Source organism: Enterobacter sp. MEB024 (assembly GCF_030209635.1).
Taxonomy (GTDB): domain Bacteria; phylum Pseudomonadota; class Gammaproteobacteria; order Enterobacterales; family Enterobacteriaceae; genus Enterobacter; species Enterobacter ludwigii.
Genome location: NZ_JARVRQ010000006.1, coordinates 246549 through 261781, shown reverse-complemented (window position 1 = coordinate 261781; position 15233 = coordinate 246549). Strand labels below are relative to the sequence as shown.

The following is a 15233-nucleotide window of genomic DNA, read 5'->3' as shown; positions in this document are numbered from 1 at the left end:
AAGGCTGTGCCTTGTCGGACATAACACGCTGGCTATTTTAGCGTCATTGTTACCGATAACATTGATCCAGACAAGATTTAAAGCAATTTACTCGTGCAGTCGGATTACCACGTCATCCCAACGTGGCGGGAAGGGCATAGCGAGACAGCAGCGCCAGCATCAACAGCCAGAGAATGAGACAGGGAAGATGACGCCGCATGATCTTATTTCCCGACGTGATTAGCCGTGCAGTTACAAACACGATGCCGGGTAGTCGAGCAGGAAGAGTTTGCGATGGAATTCCGCCAGGTTCTGGCAGTGAAATTTGTTCATCGCGTTACGCTTGTGGGTGTAGATCGTTTTCGGGGATTTATTCAGGATCTGCGCGATGCGAACCGGGCTGAACCCGTTGCGGAACAGCATGCAAACCCGAAGCTCCTGGCAGGTGAGCGTGGCGTTTTTTACGCTTGCGAACGGCGTGTTCTGAAAACAGCGGCTGAGCTGCGCGAGTGACAGGTTTCCCGCCACCACGTGGACACGCTCACCCCCCAGAATGATTTTAATATCGTTGACGCGGGACGCATCGGTGAATACCAGCCACCCTTTTTTGACGCGGATATTCAACATCAGTTGCCGCAGGGGCAGGATCCCCTCAGGGCTCACGTCGTTAATCCAGAAAATTTCAGGGCAGGGGTCCACACTCTGCGAGATGAACGTCTTCAGGCCCAGCCACAAGAAGGCATTGCCGCTTAAAACGATGACCTTATAGTCGGCATTCAGTGTCTGCGGCATCAGGGTTTTTTCCCCTGATAGCGCTGGTCGTACTCCGCTGCGCTGTGCCAGGGTGGATTCGAACGTATTGCCGGTTAGCATGATAAAAAGTGGGTAACTCTCTCAGGGTGTAAGGAGTTACACATTCTGAGATATGATTTCTTTCTGGTGAATTTATAAATGGAAATGAGAGATATATGGTGTCTCTGTCTTATTTTTAATGGTTTTATAGGATTATATATTTACATAAAGCGCCCGACAGAACGCCGGGCGCAGAAGGGATCAGCTCTCTTTACTGACAATTTTAATCTCTACCATCCCGATGCCGAGCTCGCGCGGTGAATGGCCAAGAATATTTCCCTCATTCGTCGGCTGCGGGTCCGGCGGAACAATCACCAGCGTATTGCTGCGGGAAGGATTATCAAAATGCAGCGTGGTGGTGGTGACGTCATTTCCCAGCGTCAGCGTTTGCTCTTTATCGCCCACACGCACCGGGATGGGACGGTTCGCGTTTGGACCATAGGCCCGGGCGGTGATCACCAGGTCGAATTTTTCCGGCAGAGGATGCGCGTACTCAATCTTCACTTCACTGCCCAGCTGCGCATTAGACCAGCGCCCCCAGGATTCCGGACGCGAGATGCCGCTGAACTGTTTGACCTCTTCCGGTGCCCCGGCCACGTTGAAGATAAAGCTGTCTGCTTTATAGCGAATATCGTTATCCACGATTTTCAGCATGTCGACATTTCGCTGATAGCGCGCGGTATCGATGACCGTATCGTTGAATGCGGTTTTGCCTTTCCACTGCGCTTTATCGACATGCTGCACGGTTTGCTCCCCGCCAAGCTGTCCCTGAGAAACGCACCAGTCGGTTGAGAGAGCCAGTGGCTGGGACCAGAGCTGGCCCATTTTGTAGCACCTGTCGACCCAGACAAAATTATCGCGCGGGGCGAAGTCGGCCAGCTGGAAACGCAGCGGCGCAGAGTATTCGCTTTCCGGCAGCGGTTCGACGCGCGTATCCGACACGCGCAGCAGCAGCGGCAGACGGAAATGGCTGCCGGAGAAGGCGATAGTGTTTTTATCCTGATCGATGGTGAAGTCTTTCATCTCTTTCGGGAAGTTCCACAGGCGGATGATGTCCGGCTTCCACGCAAGGATTTTCTCCTTCATGTTGAGGAACACTTCCGACAGTGACTGCCCCGAGAGCGTACTGCGGCCAAGGCCAATAAAGTTATCCCCGCCCAGAATGTCCAGCACGGTTGCGCCGTTATCCATGGAGTTGCGTTTGGTGGCGATCACATCCTGTTGCGGCTGGTCGCCGCGCAGAATGAAGAACAGATTGCTGCGATCCTGTTTGCTGAGCTGATCCCAGGCGCTGTTTTTCATCGCCAGATGGTCAGATGAGACGACGATGACCGTGTTTTTAAAATACGGCGAGGCTTTGATTTTCTCGACCAGAGCGGCGATATGCTCCTGGCTGCAGGTTACCGCGCTGAACGACGTGTTGTTTTTGCCGTCAATCTCATAGCGTTTGCGCTTACAGGTGCGCGAGACAAACCCGTCCGGATGGTGGGTATCTACCGTCAGGGCAAAGAGGGAGAAACGCTTGCCGGCGCGGGACAGTTCCTCGAACTTTTTCCAGGTTTCGTCCAGTACCGTGTCGTCGTAAAAGCCCCAGTCGTTGCGGTAATGCGGATCGGCAACGGTCGTTTTTAACTCTTCTGAGCCATACAGATGGTCAAAACCGTGGGATTTCAGGAACACATCTTTTCCGGCAAAGCGCAGGTTGGCCCCCTGCACGAAGTAGTTTTCGTAGCCGGAGTTTTTCAGGATATCGCCGAGGCAAACGTTCTGCGGGAAGAAGCTCGACATTGAGGCCGAGGCATTACCCTCAAAGGGGGCGAAGAGCGGGATACCGCACTGCGAGGCAACCATCCCGGCGATGGTGTAATCCGTACCGGGCAGCTGCGCGGTATGGCTGAAATCAAGACTTTCGTTTTTCAGCGCGCCCAGCTCCGGCGTCAGGTTCGGGAAGGCATTGTTATCAAACCAGGTGCGTTCCAGACTCTCGCCGTAGATATACACCAGGTTAAGCTTCGGGTTGGCTATTTTTTTGGACGGCTCTTTATACCAGGCCATGAAATCCGGGTCGCCGTCGCGCGACTGTGACTTTACCAGCTCGGTTATCTGATGAAATGCCGGGCTGGCATCCACGGACGCCAGCGCCAGACAGAGTGCCAGCAGGCTGTAGCCGCCATGATGCGGAAGATGTCGACGGCGGCGTAGCACCCAGGCCAGGGCACCAAAAATAATCACCAGCGCCGCAATCAGCCCAAGCCCGGGAAGAATGTATTTACCCACGCCCGCGCCCGTCAGGCTATTCGTCAGCGTGTAGAGCACCGCATCGTTAATGCCGTCACCGGTAAAGTAATCGCTGGCGTATAAGGTAATGTTTAAAATAATAAAAATGCCGAGCACCACCAGCGTGGCGATAAACCACCAGGTGTTACGGCCCGCTTTGCAGGCGTAAACGCCGACAGAGGCCAGAAAAAGGACAAGGGACATTAACTCTGACAACAGTCTATCCTCATGACGCCAGGCGCTTAGCTGGCTAACTGATTATTTTTTGGGTTATACAATGTAATTGCGTTGTCGTGTAGCTGCAATTTTAGTGTCACGAAAGTGTGCTGTTGTTAGGATTTGGTTTAGAAAATCGTTTTTTTGAAGGGGGTCGCATCCTGACATATGGACGCTCAGACGGTGGCAAGCAGGAAAAAGACGGCTTTAACGCCGCGTTAAAAGAGTAACGTCTTAAACGCGGCGTGTAATGGCAATACAGGCGGGGATCAGGAGATGAAATTAACGCCTTGTTTCAGCACCAGATCGCAGGCTTTGGTTTTAACCTGTTTCGCCAGCGAGGAGTTGCCGATGGTGCTCAGGTTGAGCTGTTGACCGTTTTGCGCATTCAGCAGGCCCTGAATACCATCCATATAGTTGGTGTCCTGTTTCTGCTCCTGTGTATCCAGACCGAGTTTGCCCAGCACCTGATTTTTCACGTTTTGCGCGTCGGTCACGGAGGCCAGTTTTTGCTTCGCGCAATATTCCAGAATCCCCGCGGCGTTGTTCATTGTACCTGCGCTCAGGCTCTGGGTGCTGTTACCCAGCAGGCCGGTAAGGGAAGAGGCTGACAGCCCGCCCTGGGTGCTGCTGCTCTCTTTGGTCAGTTCGCTCGCTGCGCTGGACAGCGAATCCTGCCAGGATGCGGCCTGTGCCGCGCCGGTAACCAGCAGGGCGCCTAATACGGTGCTGAAAAGAAACTGTTTTTTCATAATGGCTTACTCAAAAAAGGTCCGTTTTGGGGCGAAAGTGGAGTCAGTATATACCTCCGGGCCACCGGTCTTTCCTGGAAATATCTTAATACTCTTTACCGGTGACACGGCTGCGGTAACTTTCCCAGTCGAAGATGACATACAGACTGTTCCCGAGCTTCATACGATCCATGACGCGTTCGCCCAGCAAGCGGGTCATTTCGTCGATGTTGTGGTTAGTCAGCATGCCGGTGGGGCGTTTGGAGGAAGAGCGGCGATCGACAATCTGGTTAATGATCACTTTTTCATAGCGGGATTCGGTCTGGACGCCAATCTCATCAATAACCAGTAAATCGACATTACTCAGGTCGTTAAGCAGTTGCTCTTCGCTGGTTTCGCGGTTGCTGAAGGTGTCTTTCATGGCGGACATGATATCGGCCACGGTGATGATCAGCACCGATTTCCCGCGCAGCAGCAGCTCGTTACAGATAGCGGCCGCCAGGTGGTTTTTCCCCGTGCCAGGCTTGCCGCTAAAGATGAAGCTGGCGATATTGCCGTCGAATTCATCCACGTACTGACGCGCGGCAGCGAGTGCATTCATCTGCCCGTTGGTCTCAATTTTATAGTTATCAAATGAGCAGTTCTGGTGCAGGGGGCGAATACCGGAACGGTTAAAGGTGCGCTGCATTTTCATCGCCCGGTTTTCGCGGGCCAGCGCGGCGGCGCGGATCTTACCCTGCTCTTTTTGCCACGCCAGGAGTTCTTCACCCGTCGTGAAGGCGGGCTTCACGTTGGCTGGCATCATCTTTTGCAGACGTTTCATCAGGTCGCCGACGTTCTTCATTTCGCACCTCGGAATCCATTAGGGATCTGTTTATCCGGTTCGGAAAACGCGTTGATATCACGTTTTGGCTGGCCGTTATTGCTGGCGCGATTAATTTGCAGATGACGCGCGAGCTTCTGTTGCCACTGAATATGAGTGAATACTTTGCCTTCCGCCTGCCACCACGCGGTAAACGCGGCCAGCTCTTCGGGGGTAGCCGGTTGCGTTAACGCTATGCCCCACAATGCCGCCTGCCGTTGAAAATCAGCATCAGGTTGCCAGCCCGCATACAGGGCAAATTTTCCCATGGGAACGGCCATGGGGACGTTAACCGGCTCGTCAAAGAACTGGTTATCGAGGGTTACGTCGCTCGCCGGGCGGGACAACTGCGCTTCAATCTCCAGAAGCTGTGCCAGACGTTCCGGTGTGATGGCATAAAACGCCGGAGCGTTGTCAGCAAATACCGCAACCGTGCCGCCTTCGGCGTGGGTCAGCACACCGCGGGGATCGCGCATAAAGGCATCAATACCAGCAATGCTGGTGGTCAGAATTCTGGAGGACATAACGCTTACTCTACTGATAACTACGGGCGTGATATGGGCTTATGGTAGCACAGAGAGCGGGAAGGGAAGGAGGGGTTTTCCCCGGCGGCGCGATGCCTGCCGGGGCGTCAACGGCTGGCCTGATAAGCGTAACGCCATCAGGCAGTTATCAGGCGATAATGTTCAGCGTTACGTCGATGTTACCGCGGGTCGCGTTAGAGTACGGACACACAATGTGTGCTGCATCGACCAGTTTTTTGGCTTCTGCAGGATCCATACCTTCAACGTGGATGTTCAGTTTTGCTTCGATACCAAAACCGGTTGGCAGCGGCCCAATCCCCACTTCGCCTTCAATAAAGGCCTCTTTCGGCAGGGTAAATTTGTCGCGCGCGGCTACAAACTTCATGGCACCCAGGAAGCAGGCAGAGTAGCCGGCAGCAAACAGCTGCTCAGGGTTGGTGACGTCACCGCCCATGCCGCCCATCTCTTTTGGCACGCCGAGTTTAACGTCCAGTACGCCGTCGGAAGAGGTCGCACGGCCATCACGGCCCCCGGTTGCTTTTGCTTTGGCAGTGTAGACAACTTTTTCTAAAGACATGGCAGATTCCTCATCTTACATTAATGTGTGCTATTAAATAGCGTGCGATATATATGGGTAAATAAATACGCGTAAAGTATAGCCTTACGCGCGTTGGATCTGTTGTCGCAAACGTTCCAGCTGCTGCTTAAGTGACAGCATGGTCTCAGTATCACACTGGGCGGCGCATCCCACTGCATGGGGGATCCCGGAAGCCTGCTGCTGGAGATGACGTCCCGCATCGCTCAGGGTGACGGCGACCTGACGCTCGTCTTTACGTGAGCGGTGGCGGTTTATCAGCCCCGCGCTTTCCAGACGCTTCAACAGCGGCGTCAGCGTGGCAGAGTCAAGGAACAACCGTTCACCGATGTCCGACACCGTAATGTCATCCTGCTCCCACAGCACCAGCATCACCAGGTATTGCGGGTAAGTCAGGTTCAGCGGTGCCAGCAGTTGCCGGTACAACTTGTTCAGCGCCAGATTTGCTGAATAGAGAGCAAAGCAGAGCTGGTTATCCAGCAGGAGCGCAGCGGTCGTGTCGTTCGTTTTCGCGTTCATGAGATGAATATAGATAGTGTACGATTTAATTGCAAGCTATTTTATGGGCAGGTATAGCGGAGCGCCACCTGAACGGCCATTTTGCGGTAGTGCTGGCGCTGTGCCTGTTCGTCCGCACCCTCTTCAAACAGCAGGGTGAAGGTGTAGCTGTTGGCAACGTAGTGGAAGCTGAAACTGCTGATCAAACGATGCAGATCGCGGGCTTCAACCGTCTGATTGAACAACTGCTTTTCTTTCCCGCGACGGAGGATCGCTTCCAGCAGATCAAGTGCGCTGCGGTTGACCTGGCGGAGGTAGCTGGACTGCTGCATAAAACGGCCACGCTGCATGTTTTCCATGCAGATAATGCGGATGTAATCCGGGTGGTCGGCATGGTAGTCAAAGGTGGCTTCAACCAGATGAACCAGCGCTTCGACAGGGGGCATTCCCGCCAGGCTGAGCGCCTGTTCACTGGCGCGGATCTGGGTGTAAACATACTCCAGTACGAGAAGATACAGGTTCTCTTTGTTTTTGAAGTGGTAAACAACCATGCGTTTGGTGGTGCCGGCTTTCTCCGCAATTTGTTCCATGCGGGCACCGTTCAACCCGTATTCGGCAAACAGCGTGATAGCGCTCTGAAAGATTTTCTCTTTCAGGCTGGATTCTTCATTGTGCTCGGGGAGTTCGCTGCCTGGGTTAGCCACATCCTTTCCTTATCGTCACCAAACGGATTGGAGTGATTATCCTCACGGCAGCGTAATAACACAAATCTCAAACCCGTGGACGTTTGCGGTACAGCCACAGTCCGGGGATCGACAGTCCGATAGAGAGCGCACCGACAATGGACGAAGCCTTAAGAAAGTTGCTCAGAAGGAGGATCATTTGCGGTTCGGTGTAGCCGAAATGGCTGATTTTCACCGCGGAAATCATGGCCGTATAGGCAGATATGCCGGGGAACATCGGGATAACGGCGGCGACGGTGAACACCTTGGGATGCGCCAGATACCAGCGCGACCACTGAATTCCGATGCTACCGACCAGCATTGAGGCCATAAATGTTGACCATTCAATGTTGAATCCCGCCGTCATCATCACCATTCGCGAGCCATGACCAATAGCACCCAACAGCGCGCACCACGGTAACGCGCGTTGCGGAACGTTAAAGACCATCGCAAAACCGACGGCAGGGATCGCGGCCAGCAGCATATCCTGCGCCAGCGCCAGCAGAAAATCGATCACGCCCATCCGCGTAACCCCCAGAGTGTCATGGCCATTACCACACCAATGCAGGTTGCAAGCGTCAGCAGGCTGGCAATCGCCCAGCGTGCCAGACCGGTATTGATGTGACCCTTAAACATATCGGCTACGGCGTTAATCAACGGGAAGCCGGGCACCAGCAGAAGCACGCTGGCCGCCATGGCAATCGTCGGCGTGTTGGCAAACTGCGGCAGACGAAGCAGCAGGCCAGAAACCGTGGTGGCGACAAAAGCGGTAATGCAGAAATTAATTTGCGGGTGGAGTTGGCGGTGCGTCAGGAGCTGGCGCACGTACATGGCGATGCTGCTGGCGAAAAAGGTGATGACCGCGCCGTCCCAGCCGCCTTTGTTGAGCTTACAAAAACAGGCGCAGGACAGCCCGACCATTAACACCACCAGCCAGCGGGGATAACGTAAGGGCTTAATCTGGTTGAACCGTTTTTCAATGTCGTGCAGGTCGAGAAGCTTATGCTCAGCAAGAATGACAATATGCTGGACCTCGGTTACAACGTGCATATTGATGCCGCGGTCGTGGTTTTTGCGGGTGGAGGTCAGGCACTGACCGTCTTTTATGGTGGTCAACACGATAGCATTGGATGAAATGGCGCTCTCAACGCTATCCATACCCAGCGCCAGCCCCAACCGGGTGGAAAGTTCCTCGACCAGCGCGCTTTCCGCCCCGTGCTGGAGCAGAAAAAGACCGCACTGAATACAGAGCCGCGTGATGGCACGCTGCGTTGATCGATCTGCCTGCATGTCATGTCCTGAAGAGAAGGTGAATAGCTTGCCTGTTGGCCCGTCATGCTTACTTTTAGCACAAACTGCAGTGTCTCTAGCTGTGGGTCAGATCAAGATTTATGCAAACAGTTGCGGGCTGTCTGGCGGCGGGATGCGGTTTTGGGCCATAAATATGATAAATTATTAATTGAGAAATATAAGATATTTATATTTAGTTTTACTAAGTTTATATTTTAATTATTTTAAGGCTTTTATAATTAAATTTATCTGTGCTTTGTGAGATATTACCGCTGTTTTAGGCATTTCTTAAATGAAGCACACATCTCATCTTCTGCTTGTATTAATCAGTTTTACACTCAGGGACGAATACACTTATACCTTGATGCGTTTTAACGTTACTCATCATATGAAAATGGACACGGAGGGTCTATGTCGTCATTGAATGGTAAACATGGCGTCGTCATTAGCAGGATACCCGTAATGCAAAACGGGTTGGGGGGCGTGATGACACGCCATTTTGCCGATTTTGATTTAACGTTTTGCCGTTCGCTGCAGGAATTAACCCTGCTGCAGTTACGGCGTGCAGACGTCATTATTGCTGATATTTCAGGTGAATACAGGAATCCTCGGGGCACGCTCGAAGAATATTACGGTTTATTAAATCAATATCGGGATATTCACTGGATTTTTTTAGTCTCCCGGCCGCTTTACCCTATTGCCGTTGAGCTGCTGATGCGTCCGGAAAGCACGTTGCTTTCTGATATGGAGCCGATAGAAGGCGTAATTAACGCCATCCGTGCAGGCAGTGAACGGGCAGAGCGGATAAGCCAGACGTTATTAACGCCCGAGCCTGCCTGTAACGATGATGAAGACGACCGCGTCATTGCGCTCACCCACTCTGAACGCAAGGTATTGCGTCTGTTAGGCAAGGGCTGGGGGATTAACCAAATTGCCACCTTGCTCAAGAAGAGCAATAAAACGATCAGTGCACAGAAAAACAGTGCGATGCGACGGTTGTCATTACGGAGTAATGCCGATCTGTACGCCTGGATCAACAGTACTCAGGGATTGAGAGAGCTGAGTTTAATGTCAGCCTATGGAGAGTTCGAGGAATGGATAAAACCGGTTCAACAAGACATATTGCCGTCATCGAAAATTGCGCGATGAGTGCCGTCGGGCTGGAGCACCTGTTTGCACTGCCCACGCTCAGCCATTATCAACTGCACATGTTCAGTGAATTTGACAGCTTTAAGAAGGCGCTTCCTCATGTCTCTTTTTTCTCGCTGATCTATTCACTTTCTGATGCGCGAGAAGAGCGTCGAAACTGCCTGGCATCCCTGCGGGATCTCGCGTTTACGCATAATCATATTCAGCGCATCATCCTGGCGGCAGATGAAATGGAAGCGCGGTTAATCAGCCATCTTTCCCCTTCACGCCTTCACGGTGTCGTCAGTAAATCGGTGTCGCTCGACCGCCTGCAGGAGGAACTGCTGGTGTTACTGAGTGAAACGCTGCACATCAATGACAATATGCTCAACCACTGGTACAAGAGTCAAAACAGGATGTTAAGCCCAACGGAGCGGGCGATTTTGCGGTATATGTCCTGCGGGTTTTCTATTCCTGAAATCGCCGCGCAGCTTGAGCGCAATATTAAGACCATCCGGGCGCACAAGTTTAATGCGATGGTGAAGCTTGGGGTCAATTCTGACGTGGGACTGCTTGATGCGGCAGATATTCTGACTCATCTCCCGGCCCGGGATCCTCGAACATCAGTATTAAGCCAGCCGACATTTTTATAAGCTGATATCTGTGCGCCAGACAGGCTCTGGCGCCTCATTCAGATGCAAACATCTACCCATTTTGCGGACGTCAGTTCTGCCATTCTGTCGGGTGAAATACGCACGGCACTGTGAATTGCACCCGCGGCCGGCAGCACTTCAGCGTACTGTTTCAGTGAAATATCGCAATAAACCGCGAGCGGATTTTCCAGCCCAAACGGGCACACGCCGCCAACAGGATGACCCGTGATGGTGACCACTTCATCACAACTGAGCATGCGTGCTTTTGCGCCAAACGTGTCTTTCAGTTTTTTATTATCCAGACGCGCATCACCTTTCGCGACCACCAGAATGACGTCATTTTTAACTTTCAACGACAGCGTCTTGGCGATTTGTCCCGGCTCAACACGATGGGCGGCAGCAGCCAACGCAACGGTTGCGGTACTCTGGCTGAGTTCGATGACCTCTATATCCGGAGCGTTGTCGGCAAAAAACTGCTGTACAGACTGCAAACTCATTGTTTCCTCCTGACAAATATCCCGCGTAATCTGTCATAAGAATTTATGCTCTGTAAATATCTCTTCAGTAACAAATATCCCACACGGCCGATTTCTGGATCGCCTTCACATTCACAGAAACCGGTTACAGTAACCGGTTGCAGACCGTGAGTGAGAGATTAATACTGACTGTGTAACGTCCCCTGTATCCAATAATAAGAGCTAAATATGAAACCATTCCGTCTGAGCAGTACCGCTGGTAAACGCGCCGGCAAGGTTGTGAAGGTGATGTATGGACCAACGTATGGCGTGTATGCGCCCGTCATAAACGTCTGAAAGGAGATCTGCTATGTCTGCCAACCATGCTGCGTTTAATCTGATATTTCGTTTTGTAGAAAATTACGTCAGCCCGATTGCCGGGCGGATCTCCTCCCAGCGTCATGTTATGGCTATTCGTGATGGCTTTATCTCCGCGATGCCGTTCATGATTGTGGGTTCATTTTTACTCGTCTTCGCGTATCCACCGTTTTCGCCTGATACCACCTGGGGTTTCGCGCGCGCCTGGCTGGACATGGCGAAGCAATTTGAAGGTCAGATCCTCACGCCGTTTGATATGACCATGGGCGTTATGTCCCTGTATATCTGCGCGGCCATTGCCTATAACCTTGGCAAACACTATGTCAAATCGCATCAGTTAGACCCGTTTATGTGCGCCATGCTGTCGCTGATGGCGTTTCTGCTGGTCGCGGCGCCGAAAACCAAAGGCACGCTTCCGGTCGACAGCCTCGGCGGGACAGGCATTTTTACCGCGATTCTGGTGGCTATCTACTGCGTTGAGATGATGCGTTTTCTCAAAGCGCATAATATTGGGATCCGTCTGCCGGATCAGGTTCCGCCGATGATCAAAAACTCTTTTGACCTGTTGATCCCGGTGCTGGTGGTGGTGTTGACGCTTTACCCGCTGAGTCTGGTGATTCAGTCTGAGTTTGGCATGCTGATCCCGCAGGCGATTATGTCTGTCTTCAAACCGCTGGTTTCCGCCGCAGACTCCCTGCCGGCAATCCTGCTGGCGGTGTTGATTGGGCATTTGCTGTGGTTCGCCGGGATCCACGGCGCCGCGATTGTCTCCGGGATGTTGCAGATGTTCTGGCTGACCAACCTGGGCGCTAACCAGACCGCGCTGGCCGCCAGCCAGCCGCTGCCGCATATTTTTATGGAAGCGTTCTGGACGTTCTTTATCGTCATTGGGGGGTCAGGTGCCACGATGGGGCTGGTGTTCTGCTACCTGCGCAGCCGCTCCGCTCATCTGCGTTCTATCGGCCGTCTGAGCGTGGTGCCAAGCCTCTTTAACATCAACGAACCCGTTATTTTCGGTACGCCGATTGTCATGAACCCGGTGTTCTTTATTCCGTTCCTGCTGGCACCCATGGTTAACGCCGTGCTGGCCTGGTCGGCGATGAAGTTCGATCTGATTGGCCGCGTGATCTCCGTTGTGCCGTGGACGGCACCTGCACCGGTAGGTGCCGCATGGGCGCTGGGCTGGGATTTCCGTGCAGCCATTCTGGTAGTGGTCCTGGCGTGCGTATCGGCCATCATCTACTTCCCGTTCTTTAAAGTGTACGAGAAGCAACTGCTGGAGCAGGAAGCAGAAGAAGCGCAACGTAATGCGGAAGAGGAAAATCAGCAGATAGCGTGAGAAACGGATGCCGGGTCAGCGTTAATGCGGCCCGGCAACACCTGACCTTACTTGAGCGTACAATCTCCACACTGCTGAACGTCCGGCAGGCGATAACGCTGGCAGCAGGTGCGACGAACCAGAAGCCCGTCACGAAGGACCACGGTGCGGAATAACGGGTTATCGCGGCCATCGGAAAGCTGTTTTGCAAAGAAACAGGACTGGCGCAGGGCCTCGACCTTCTCATCACCGAGCAGAGGTTTCATTTCCGTCAAATACCAGTGGATTAAATACCCGGTATTGCTCCAGATAAGCTTCCCGTTGATTTCCCCCGTCTCTTCCAGCGCATCCACTACCGGGATCAGGGCGCGAGTTATGAGCTGCTCCATACGTTCCTGAGCAGAGAGGTGCTCTGCGTTCTGGTCTTCGTGGAGATCAATCCAGAAACAGGCCGCACGGCCGGTCTCGTGGAACTCGACATGAAAATATTCCGGGGAGAGTTCCAGCATGCCCTTTTGTGTGAGCAGCGCCAGCATGAGTGGGGGCACCATCAGCCCGATATACCACTGCGCCCAGAGGGAGAGCAGGGGTTTATTTTCCCGCGTAAGGGTCGGTTGATTGCGATAGATATGGTCGGAATAGGTTGCCAGCAACGACTGCAGTGTCGACGGCTGTCGCCACTCTTCCAGCGTCATGGCGTGGTGCGGGTGCGCTTCATCCAGCCTGATAAAGTCCAGCAGGTGGGCGCGGGTTTTAGCGATCTTATCCCTGATGGCATCCGCAAGCGAAACATTCCCGGTGGGGAGGCGGGCTCTCCAGAGAAGTGGTTCAACGATTTGTGCGGTATGAGTGGCCATAGTATAGATACAAATCTAAATGATAATGATTGCCAATCCTAACTATTGCTCATACCGATGGCAAGACTTTTGTCCGCGTTATATGACGCCGCGCTTACGCGGTCTGAAGCTCTTCGCTCAGCAGGATGTTATTGCGCCCCATATGCTTTGCTTCGTAGAGGGCTTTGTCCGCTTTCTCCAGTGCGCCTTCGGCGTCTTCATCCTCAAAAATGGCAATTCCAATGCTGATGGTGACGTTTGTCGCCACGCTTTCATTGAACATATGCGGGATTTTTAAATCGTAGACTTTCTGGCGGATCCGCTCTGCCGTCTGGCGGGCATGCTCGAGAGAAATATTGGTCAGCAGAACCATAAATTCTTCCCCGCCGAAGCGCGCCACAATATCACGTGAACGCACGGCATCACGGATGGCAGCAGAGACCCGGATCAGCGCCTGGTCGCCCATCATATGGCCGTAGTGGTCGTTGTAGGCCTTAAAGTGGTCGATATCCATCAGCAGGACAAAGTGCTCGCCGTTCTCCACTGCCGGAAGATTCTCCAGCCGGCTTTGCAGTCCGCGACGGTTATAAAGGCCGGTAAGCGGGTCCATCATGCTCAGATCGGTGAGGGTCTCACGCTCCTCCAGCAAACGGGAGAGCAGTTCCTGCGCGAAGCGATCGTTACGTCTTTGCAAAATGTTATGAATCGCAATTGCTACCACAGGAAGTGCGAAAGAATAGGTCATTCTCAGCCATATATCATGATTACTTAACCACAGGCAGACAATAAATGTGGGGAAGGAGTGCAGCGTAAATGCTTTGATATTACTGGCGAAGGCCAGCGTACCAATAAACAGTACCGTTAATAATGCCATGATCAAATAGGTCGCCTGATCGTGGGTAATTAACGAAAATTTCGAGGCCACCTGCCACGCCCATAAAATACCGAAGATCGCTGAAACGGCAGGAATATTTACCTTGCGGGTTCTCTTTTTCCAGTGCCAGACGAGCAGCCCGGTGCTGATAACAAAAATAGAAATCAGGGGGACTGATAACAGGCGAATAGAATAGAGCGGGTTTGTTACCGAGAACACAGCAGAGGTCGCGTTCAGAAATAAAAATAAACGTAACGATAATTGATATTTACTGTGGACCAAAGACCGCCAGGATTGTGATGTCATAGTAGTGCGTTTTTATTAATATTTAATTAAAACAGGTAAATAGGTGTTGTTTCGCAATGAAAGATGCAAAAAACTCAAAGAGTAATTATCAGAAAAACTTTAGGTCTAGTTAACAGGTGAGCAATTTATCACCTTAGGCATTTCCTGTCATTACAGGAAAGGTAAAGGGGGAGAGTTTTTGATTAATCGTGCTGACAAATGATAATTGATATCATATGATATTGGTTATCATTATCAATGTGAGAGGGCGAACCATGTTGAACAGGGCGCTGGGAAGTGGTTGGGGAGTGTTACTGCCGGGGGCGATTCTTGGCGGTCTGATGTTTGCCGATCTCTCCATTGATGTCTGGAAAGCGCTCATTGTGTCAGGACTGTTAGTGACGTCAGGGATGATCTGGCATAAACAGCTGCGCCACTTTGTGTTACTGCCGTCATGCGTAGCACTGGTCAGTGGAATTCTGGTGATACTGATGAGTTTGAAATAAGCGGAAAGCGAGAAGAACGTCAGAAAGGATGTAAGATAATTGGTGCGAGGGGGGGGACTTGAACCCCCACGTCCGTAAGGACACTAACACCTGAAGCTAGCGCGTCTACCAATTCCGCCACCTTCGCACAGTCATCTTACTTTTTTGATATCGCCTCGTTGGTGCGAGGGGGGGGACTTGAACCCCCACGTCCGTAAGAACACTAACACCTGAAGCTAGCGCGTCTACCAATTCCGCCACCTTCGCCCAGTGCG

The 15233-nt window shown here is 52.4% G+C and carries 17 protein-coding genes and 2 tRNA genes; 4 read left to right on the top strand and 15 right to left on the bottom strand.

What is annotated here, in order from left to right; translation table 11 throughout:
• Positions 1–231: 231 nt before the first annotated feature.
• From QRN24_RS12840 to QRN24_RS12795, 10 genes are all read right to left on the bottom strand, one after another.
• Complete coding sequence (locus tag QRN24_RS12840; RefSeq protein WP_040018564.1) at positions 232–771, bottom strand: helix-turn-helix transcriptional regulator; 540 nt, start codon at positions 769–771, stop codon at positions 232–234.
• A 261-nt stretch (positions 772–1032) separates the two neighbouring features.
• Positions 1033–3324, bottom strand: a complete 2292-nt coding sequence (gene opgB, locus QRN24_RS12835) for a phosphatidylglycerol--membrane-oligosaccharide glycerophosphotransferase (protein WP_014168500.1) — start codon at positions 3322–3324, stop codon at positions 1033–1035.
• Between the two features lie 269 nt (positions 3325–3593).
• Positions 3594–4076, bottom strand: a complete 483-nt coding sequence (locus tag QRN24_RS12830; RefSeq protein WP_020885299.1) for a YjjA family protein — start codon at positions 4074–4076, stop codon at positions 3594–3596.
• Positions 4077–4161: 85 nt separating this feature from the next.
• The gene (gene dnaC, locus QRN24_RS12825) at positions 4162–4899 is read right to left on the bottom strand and encodes a replicative helicase loader DnaC (protein ID WP_014168503.1); all 738 of its coding nucleotides are present in this window, start codon (positions 4897–4899) and stop codon (positions 4162–4164) included.
• Entirely contained in the window at positions 4896–5441 is a 546-nt protein-coding gene (gene dnaT / locus QRN24_RS12820; protein WP_025205613.1) for a primosomal protein DnaT, read from the bottom strand. The genes dnaC and dnaT overlap by 4 nt, the downstream gene beginning before the upstream one ends.
• A 148-nt stretch (positions 5442–5589) precedes the next feature.
• The gene (locus QRN24_RS12815; protein WP_006174091.1) at positions 5590–6018 is read right to left on the bottom strand and encodes an organic hydroperoxide resistance protein; all 429 of its coding nucleotides are present in this window, start codon (positions 6016–6018) and stop codon (positions 5590–5592) included.
• Between the two features lie 84 nt (positions 6019–6102).
• Positions 6103–6555 carry a MarR family winged helix-turn-helix transcriptional regulator gene (locus QRN24_RS12810; protein ID WP_014168505.1) on the bottom strand — a complete coding sequence of 151 codons (453 nt, stop codon included), beginning with the start codon at positions 6553–6555 and terminating at the stop codon, positions 6103–6105.
• Between the two features lie 41 nt (positions 6556–6596).
• On the bottom strand, positions 6597–7238 hold the full coding sequence (locus QRN24_RS12805; RefSeq protein WP_020885296.1) for a TetR/AcrR family transcriptional regulator: 642 nt from the start codon (positions 7236–7238) through the stop codon (positions 6597–6599).
• 67 nt (positions 7239–7305) lie between these two features.
• Positions 7306–7779 (bottom strand): threonine/serine exporter, encoded by a 474-nt coding sequence (locus QRN24_RS12800; protein ID WP_020885295.1) that lies wholly within the window; start codon positions 7777–7779, stop codon positions 7306–7308.
• The gene (locus tag QRN24_RS12795; protein ID WP_014168508.1) at positions 7770–8546 is read right to left on the bottom strand and encodes a threonine/serine exporter family protein; all 777 of its coding nucleotides are present in this window, start codon (positions 8544–8546) and stop codon (positions 7770–7772) included. Before QRN24_RS12795 ends, QRN24_RS12800 begins: the two co-directional genes overlap by 10 nt.
• Before the next feature lie 411 nt (positions 8547–8957).
• On the opposite strand from QRN24_RS12795, the gene QRN24_RS12790 reads away from it, so the two are divergent.
• Both QRN24_RS12790 and bglJ read left to right on the top strand, forming a co-directional pair.
• Positions 8958–9695 carry a helix-turn-helix transcriptional regulator gene (locus tag QRN24_RS12790; protein ID WP_014168509.1) on the top strand — a complete coding sequence of 246 codons (738 nt, stop codon included), beginning with the start codon at positions 8958–8960 and terminating at the stop codon, positions 9693–9695.
• Complete coding sequence (gene bglJ, locus QRN24_RS12785; RefSeq protein ID WP_032681707.1) at positions 9692–10327, top strand: DNA-binding transcriptional activator BglJ; 636 nt, start codon at positions 9692–9694, stop codon at positions 10325–10327. The genes QRN24_RS12790 and bglJ overlap by 4 nt, the downstream gene beginning before the upstream one ends.
• A gap of 38 nt (positions 10328–10365) precedes the next feature.
• Here the strand turns inward: bglJ and QRN24_RS12780 are convergent, their stop codons facing one another.
• Entirely contained in the window at positions 10366–10824 is a 459-nt protein-coding gene (locus QRN24_RS12780; RefSeq protein ID WP_014168511.1) for a YbaK/EbsC family protein, read from the bottom strand.
• A gap of 328 nt (positions 10825–11152) precedes the next feature.
• Here QRN24_RS12780 and QRN24_RS12775 point away from each other — a divergent pair, with 328 nt between their 5' ends.
• Entirely contained in the window at positions 11153–12499 is a 1347-nt protein-coding gene (locus QRN24_RS12775; protein ID WP_014168512.1) for a PTS cellobiose transporter subunit IIC, read from the top strand.
• 47 nt (positions 12500–12546) lie between these two features.
• Here the strand turns inward: QRN24_RS12775 and fhuF are convergent, their stop codons facing one another.
• A complete protein-coding gene (gene fhuF / locus QRN24_RS12770; RefSeq protein ID WP_020885292.1) occupies positions 12547–13335 on the bottom strand; it encodes a siderophore-iron reductase FhuF in 789 nt (262 codons plus the stop codon).
• A gap of 94 nt (positions 13336–13429) precedes the next feature.
• Positions 13430–14494: a GGDEF domain-containing protein gene (locus QRN24_RS12765; protein WP_025205608.1), complete on the bottom strand. Its 1065-nt coding sequence runs from the start codon at positions 14492–14494 to the stop codon at positions 13430–13432.
• A gap of 215 nt (positions 14495–14709) precedes the next feature.
• Between QRN24_RS12765 and QRN24_RS12760 the strand changes: the two genes are divergently transcribed.
• A complete protein-coding gene (locus QRN24_RS12760) occupies positions 14710–14979 on the top strand; it encodes a DUF1435 domain-containing protein (RefSeq protein ID WP_063214213.1) in 270 nt (89 codons plus the stop codon).
• Positions 14980–15019: 40 nt separating this feature from the next.
• On the opposite strand, the gene QRN24_RS12755 is transcribed toward QRN24_RS12760, so the two are convergent.
• Both QRN24_RS12755 and QRN24_RS12750 read right to left on the bottom strand, forming a co-directional pair.
• A tRNA-Leu gene (locus QRN24_RS12755) sits at positions 15020–15106 on the bottom strand.
• A 32-nt stretch (positions 15107–15138) separates the two neighbouring features.
• Positions 15139–15225, bottom strand: a tRNA-Leu gene (locus tag QRN24_RS12750).
• Positions 15226–15233: the final 8 nt, after the last annotated feature.

Excerpts from the sequence above, each read along its gene's own strand:
- QRN24_RS12840 (WP_040018564.1), bottom strand. The coding sequence starts at position 771 with ATGCCGCAGACACTGAATGCCGACTATAAGGTCATCGTTTTAAGCGGC.
- QRN24_RS12830 (WP_020885299.1), bottom strand. The coding sequence starts at position 4,076 with ATGAAAAAACAGTTTCTTTTCAGCACCGTATTAGGCGCCCTGCTGGTT.
- dnaC (WP_014168503.1), bottom strand. The coding sequence starts at position 4,899 with ATGAAGAACGTCGGCGACCTGATGAAACGTCTGCAAAAGATGATGCCA.
- dnaT (WP_025205613.1), bottom strand. The coding sequence starts at position 5,441 with ATGTCCTCCAGAATTCTGACCACCAGCATTGCTGGTATTGATGCCTTT.
- QRN24_RS12815 (WP_006174091.1), bottom strand. The coding sequence starts at position 6,018 with ATGTCTTTAGAAAAAGTTGTCTACACTGCCAAAGCAAAAGCAACCGGG.
- QRN24_RS12810 (WP_014168505.1), bottom strand. The coding sequence starts at position 6,555 with ATGAACGCGAAAACGAACGACACGACCGCTGCGCTCCTGCTGGATAAC.
- QRN24_RS12800 (WP_020885295.1), bottom strand. The coding sequence starts at position 7,779 with ATGGGCGTGATCGATTTTCTGCTGGCGCTGGCGCAGGATATGCTGCTG.
- QRN24_RS12795 (WP_014168508.1), bottom strand. The coding sequence starts at position 8,546 with ATGCAGGCAGATCGATCAACGCAGCGTGCCATCACGCGGCTCTGTATT.
- QRN24_RS12790 (WP_014168509.1), top strand. The coding sequence starts at position 8,958 with ATGTCGTCATTGAATGGTAAACATGGCGTCGTCATTAGCAGGATACCC.
- bglJ (WP_032681707.1), top strand. The coding sequence starts at position 9,692 with ATGAGTGCCGTCGGGCTGGAGCACCTGTTTGCACTGCCCACGCTCAGC.
- QRN24_RS12780 (WP_014168511.1), bottom strand. The coding sequence starts at position 10,824 with ATGAGTTTGCAGTCTGTACAGCAGTTTTTTGCCGACAACGCTCCGGAT.
- QRN24_RS12775 (WP_014168512.1), top strand. The coding sequence starts at position 11,153 with ATGTCTGCCAACCATGCTGCGTTTAATCTGATATTTCGTTTTGTAGAA.
- fhuF (WP_020885292.1), bottom strand. The coding sequence starts at position 13,335 with ATGGCCACTCATACCGCACAAATCGTTGAACCACTTCTCTGGAGAGCC.
- QRN24_RS12765 (WP_025205608.1), bottom strand. The coding sequence starts at position 14,494 with ATGACATCACAATCCTGGCGGTCTTTGGTCCACAGTAAATATCAATTA.
- QRN24_RS12760 (WP_063214213.1), top strand. The coding sequence starts at position 14,710 with ATGATATTGGTTATCATTATCAATGTGAGAGGGCGAACCATGTTGAAC.